The sequence below is a fragment of the Mycobacterium sp. genome (genome assembly GCF_035653355.1).
In the GTDB taxonomy this organism is placed as follows: domain Bacteria; phylum Actinomycetota; class Actinomycetes; order Mycobacteriales; family Mycobacteriaceae; genus Mycobacterium.
In genome coordinates this window covers 1-4,585 of sequence record NZ_DASRBZ010000574.1, presented here as the reverse complement: position 1 = coordinate 4,585, position 4,585 = coordinate 1, and the positions used below count along the sequence as shown (strand labels likewise).

Sequence of the window (4,585 nt, the reverse complement as noted above, 5' to 3'; positions counted from 1 at the left end):
CGCGGATGCTCGTCGACCGAAAACAGCCCGTGCGGTGTTTCGATCGGAACGATCTCTTCTTTGAAGCGGCCCTCGTCGATTGCGGAGATGGCATTGCGGTGCGACCGTAACGCCCAGGCGTCCATGTCCTCGCGGCTGATGCCCGCCTTGACGGCTGCGTTCCACCCGACGGTGATCGACATGTCGAGGTTCGGGGCGTCCGGCCGGTCGGGGTGGGTCGGTGGGAACCAGTCGACCCATTCACCGTCCACCTGGATGCGCGAGCGCGGCGACGTCGACGCCGAGTTCACCCCGCCGGCGATGATCAGCTGGTCCATGCCGGCGCGAATGCTGGCCGCGGCGCTTTGTACCGCCGCCTGCCCGGCCGCGCAATGCCGGTTGTTGGCCAGCCCGGGCACCGAGGTCAGTCCCGCGGTGATCGCTGCGTGCCGAGCCACGACGCCGCCGCCGTAAAGCCCTTCGCCGAGGATCACGTCGTCTACCGGCGCTGAGTCGAGCCCGGCAGCGGCTTCTGAGACCACATGATGTGCGAGGTCGTAGGCGCTGGTGTCGCGCAGCGTTCCTTTCTTCGCGGTGCCGATGGGAGTGCGCAGGGCGGACACGATGACGGCTTCAGGCACGGTGGTCTCTCCATTCGCAGCGATATGAGAACATTATTCTCTCCATACGAGAGTACGCGTTGCAAGAAGGGAAACCGTATGCAGATCAGTGGGAGCTCCGCGCTCGTCGTCGGCGGTGCCGGCGGTCTCGGCGAGGCCACCGTTCGCCGGCTGCATGCCGCAGGCGCCCAGGTGGTCGTCGCCGATTTAGCCGACGACAAAGGCAAGGAATTGGCAAGCGAGCTCGGTGCTCGCTATGTGCGGACCGACGCCACCAACACCGACGACGTTCAGGCAGCGATCTCGGAAGCTGAATCCCTTGGCCCGCTGCGGATTTCGGTGGATGCACACGGCGGCCCGGCAAGCGGGGGACGGCTGGTCGGCAAAGACGGCAGCCCACTGGACCTCGAGGGGTTCAAGACGACGATCGACGTCTACTTGACCGGTGTGTTCAACGTGATGCGGTTGGCCGCTGCCGCCATGGCGCGCCAGGAACCGGTGGACGGTGCGCGCGGTGTCATCGTCAACACCGCATCGATCGCAGCATACGAAGGACAGATCGGTCAGCTGCCCTACGCGGCGGCCAAAGGCGGGGTCGTCTCCATGACCCTGGTCGCGGCAAGGGACCTGTCGCCGCTCGACATCCGCGTCGTCACCATCGCTCCCGGCACCTTCTTGACGCCCGCTTACGGCCAGGCTGGCGACCAGTTGGAGGCGTACTGGGGCCCGCAGGTGCCGTTCCCGAAGCGGATGGGGCAGCCGGCGGAGTACGCGGCGTTCGTGCAGAGCATCGTCGAAAACGACTACCTCAACGGCGAAGTCGTGCGGCTCGACGGCGCGCTGCGTTTCCCACCGAAATGACGCGCCTCGAACGCGCCGCTAGCGTCACGTTGGCCGCCGAGCGTGACTGCACCGTCACGCTCGCGGCCGCCTAATGCGCTGAGGTCAGTTCTTTCCGGCAGTCAGCTTGGCGACGATCGAGCGGAAGTCCTCAGTCTGGAACGACTGATTCTCCGCCGTCAGGGCGAAGTCGAGCGTGGCGAGCACTGCCCGCTCCAAGTGGACATTGAGCACCCGCTTGGTGTTCTCGACGGCCTGTTGCGGCAGTTCCATGATCCGCTTGGCGGCGGCCACCGCCTCGGCCACCGGATCAGCTACCACATGGTTGGCCAGGCCGAGTTCCACCGCCCGCACCGCGGAGATCCGGGCACCGGTCAAGGCGTACTCCTTGGCGAGCAGCAGACTGATGTGCAGCGGCCAGGTGATCGGCCCGCCGTCGGCGGCCACCAGCCCCACCTGCACGTGTGGATCGGCGAGGTAGGCCTCTTCGGCGATGTAGACGATGTCGCTGAGAGCCACCAGACTGCAGCCCAACCCGACGGCGGGCCCGTTTACGGCCGCTATCACCGGAACTCGGCAGCGCGCCATGCCCAGCACAATCTCGCGGCCGTGCGCGATGGTCTTGGCGCGCAGATCGGCATCCTGCGCCAGCTCGGCCAGGTAGTGGAAGTCGCCGCCCGCCGAGAACGCCCGGCCGCTGCCGGTGAGCACCGCGGCGCGAGCGGTGCGGTCGTCGCTGAGCCGAGGCCACAGCTGCGCCAGCCCGGTGTGAAGGCTGTCGTTGACCGCATTGAGCGCATCCGGGCGGTTCAGCGTGATGATCCGCAGCGGCCCGTCGGCTTGAACGTCGATTTCCTCCGGCATGTCGTACACGTCAAACTCCCAATCCCAAAAGGCGCGAGGCGATGATGTTTTTCTGGATCTGCGATGTGCCGCCCATGACGCTTTGGGCGCGGCTGTACAAATAGGCGCTCAGCAGCTCCGGGTCGCGGGTGCCGCCAACCGCCAGCGCCGCGTGCCCGACCGACTGCTCGACCCAGGTCATCAGCAGCTTGTCCAGGGATCCGTCCGACCCGTGTGACATACCGTCGAGCTGTTCTGACAGCCGCCGCCGCACGTGATGGGTCAGCATCTCGCTTTGCACTGCGGCCCAAACCACTTCAGGAGCGGGCGGGCCAGCGGTGCTCGCCGCCAGGTCGCGCACCAGCTTGCCGTATCGGGCGGCATATCCGAGCGTGGAAGGTTCCCGTTCATGTGCGACCACGGTCATGGCCAGTGCCCAGCCTTCACCCGGTGCGCCGACCATGTGATCGGCCGGCACCGTCGCGCCGTCGAAGAACACTTGTCCGAACTCGGTGGTGACACCGTTCATCATGCGCAGCGGACGTTGCTGCACACCAGGCTGTTTCATCGAGATCACGAACGCTGACAGACCGCGGTGGCGTTTCGCATCGGGATCAGTGCGGGCCAGCAACAGACACCAATCAGCGACGTCGGAGTAGCTGGTCCAAATCTTGTGGCCGTGCACGACGTAGGTGTCGCCGTCCCGGGTGGCGGTGGTTGTCAGCGACGCCAGATCGGAGCCGGCGCCAGGTTCGCTGAAGCCTTGGCACCAGCGCTCGGTGCCGTTGATCATCCCGGGCAGAAACCGCCGTTGCAGCTCCTTGCTGCCGTGCCGGCTCAGACCCACCACCAGATAGCCCAGGCTGGGCCGCGGCGGAGCACCGGCGCGGGCCAGCTCCTCGTCGAGAATGACGTCGTACACCGGCGGCAGCTCGTGGCCGCCGTACTCGCTTGGCCAGGACAACCCGAAGAAGCCGGCTTGGTACAAGGCCCGGTGCCACTCCCCTTGCCGTGCCCAATACTCGTCGCCGGAGCTGGGGAACTCCTTGGCGTGCACCGAAAGCCATGAGCGCAGCCGCTCCCGGAAAGCCGCTTCCTCCGGTGAATCACGAAAGTCCAATGTCGATCTCCTCCAGCTTCACGGGCCACAGCTCGGTGGAAGTCAACGCCCGGCGCAAAAAGACATGAGCCAGGCAATCCCAGGTGTTGCCGATGCCGCCGTGCACCTGCACGGTGGTCTCACACACGGTGCGTGCGGCGCGGGCGCAGTAGATTTTCGCGACTCGGGCAGCCCGAATCGCTTGGTCCGCGTCGAGTTCGTCGACCGCCCAGGCAGCGTGCCGTGACACGCTGACCGATCCCTCGATCAGCGCCAGGCTTTCGGCCAGCATGTGCGCCACCGCTTGATATGAGCCGATGGGTTTGCCGTACTGCTCACGGATTTTCGCGTAGTCACACGCCAAACTGTGGGCGCCGCGCGCAGTTCCGACGAGGTCGGCGGTCGTGGCGACCAACGCCAGCGCCAGCCATCGTGCCGCAATGTTGTCGGCTATTTCGCCCACGGCAGCAGGCGATCCCAGGAAGCCGGCCTCCGCTCTGGTCAGGTCCGCACCGCCACCCACCGCGTGGATGTCGACGGCCAGCACCGTGGCCCCGTCGAGCAGCAAGGCGCGCCGATATCCGCGCGCGTCGATGCCCCGACCGTCGACCGCGACCGTCGCACCCGCGTCGACACCGACATGGCGGGCCAAGTCGTCGGCCAGCACCGGTCCCAGAAACGGGGCGTCGACCAGACCGCGGCCGAACTCCTCGGCGACGATAGCCACTTCGACGCCGGAGGCACCATCGGAGCGCAGCGCTCGCCAGCCCGTCGCCTCAATCTGCTTGTCCAGCCGCGCAATACGGACCTCATCCTCGAGAGCCTGCACCGAACCCGGTCCGAGATCGTCGGCGAGCTTAGCGGCGGCGTCGCGCAGCTGTTGCTGTTCAGCGGTCAGACGTACATCCATAGCGCTCCTTCAGTACTCGGCGCAGCACCTTCCCGGAAGGCAGCCGAGGAATGTCGGACACGAAGACCACGCGGCTCAGCCGTTTATACGATGCCAGCCGCTCGGCGACCCGATCGGTGAGTTCGGCGGCATCGACCGGGGTCTGCGTCGCGACGGCGGCGACCACCGCTTCGCCGTTGACGCCGTCGGGCACACCGAACACCGCGCAGTCCTTGACTGCGCGATGACCGTGCAACACCGCCTCGATTTCAGCGGGCGCCACCTGAAATCCGCGGACCTTGATCATCTCTTTGC

At 66.5% G+C, this 4,585-nt stretch carries 5 protein-coding genes and 1 pseudogene; 1 reads left to right on the top strand and 5 read right to left on the bottom strand.

The genetic code is table 11. The features are described from left to right. Window positions 1-620, bottom strand: a pseudogene (locus tag VFA16_RS19805) (acetyl-CoA C-acyltransferase); the annotation flags it as partial. Between the two features lie 78 nt (window positions 621-698). On the opposite strand from VFA16_RS19805, the gene VFA16_RS19800 reads away from it, so the two are divergent. After that, on the top strand, window positions 699-1,460 hold the full coding sequence (locus VFA16_RS19800; RefSeq protein WP_324969457.1) for an SDR family NAD(P)-dependent oxidoreductase: 762 nt from the start codon (window positions 699-701) through the stop codon (window positions 1,458-1,460). 84 nt (window positions 1,461-1,544) lie between these two features. On the opposite strand, the gene VFA16_RS19795 is transcribed toward VFA16_RS19800, so the two are convergent. The 4 genes from VFA16_RS19795 to VFA16_RS19780 form a co-directional block, all read right to left on the bottom strand. Next, window positions 1,545-2,312, bottom strand: a complete 768-nt coding sequence (locus tag VFA16_RS19795; RefSeq protein WP_324969456.1) for an enoyl-CoA hydratase/isomerase family protein — start codon at window positions 2,310-2,312, stop codon at window positions 1,545-1,547. A 1-nt stretch (window position 2,313) separates the two neighbouring features. Continuing rightward, window positions 2,314-3,402 carry an acyl-CoA dehydrogenase family protein gene (locus tag VFA16_RS19790; RefSeq protein ID WP_324969455.1) on the bottom strand — a complete coding sequence of 363 codons (1,089 nt, stop codon included), beginning with the start codon at window positions 3,400-3,402 and terminating at the stop codon, window positions 2,314-2,316. Next, window positions 3,389-4,291: an acyl-CoA dehydrogenase family protein gene (locus VFA16_RS19785; RefSeq protein ID WP_324969454.1), complete on the bottom strand. Its 903-nt coding sequence runs from the start codon at window positions 4,289-4,291 to the stop codon at window positions 3,389-3,391. Before VFA16_RS19785 ends, VFA16_RS19790 begins: the two co-directional genes overlap by 14 nt. Beyond that, on the bottom strand, window positions 4,269-4,585 hold a 317-nt coding region (locus VFA16_RS19780; RefSeq protein WP_414687773.1), incomplete at its 5' end, for an AMP-binding enzyme. The genes VFA16_RS19785 and VFA16_RS19780, both read right to left, overlap by 23 nt.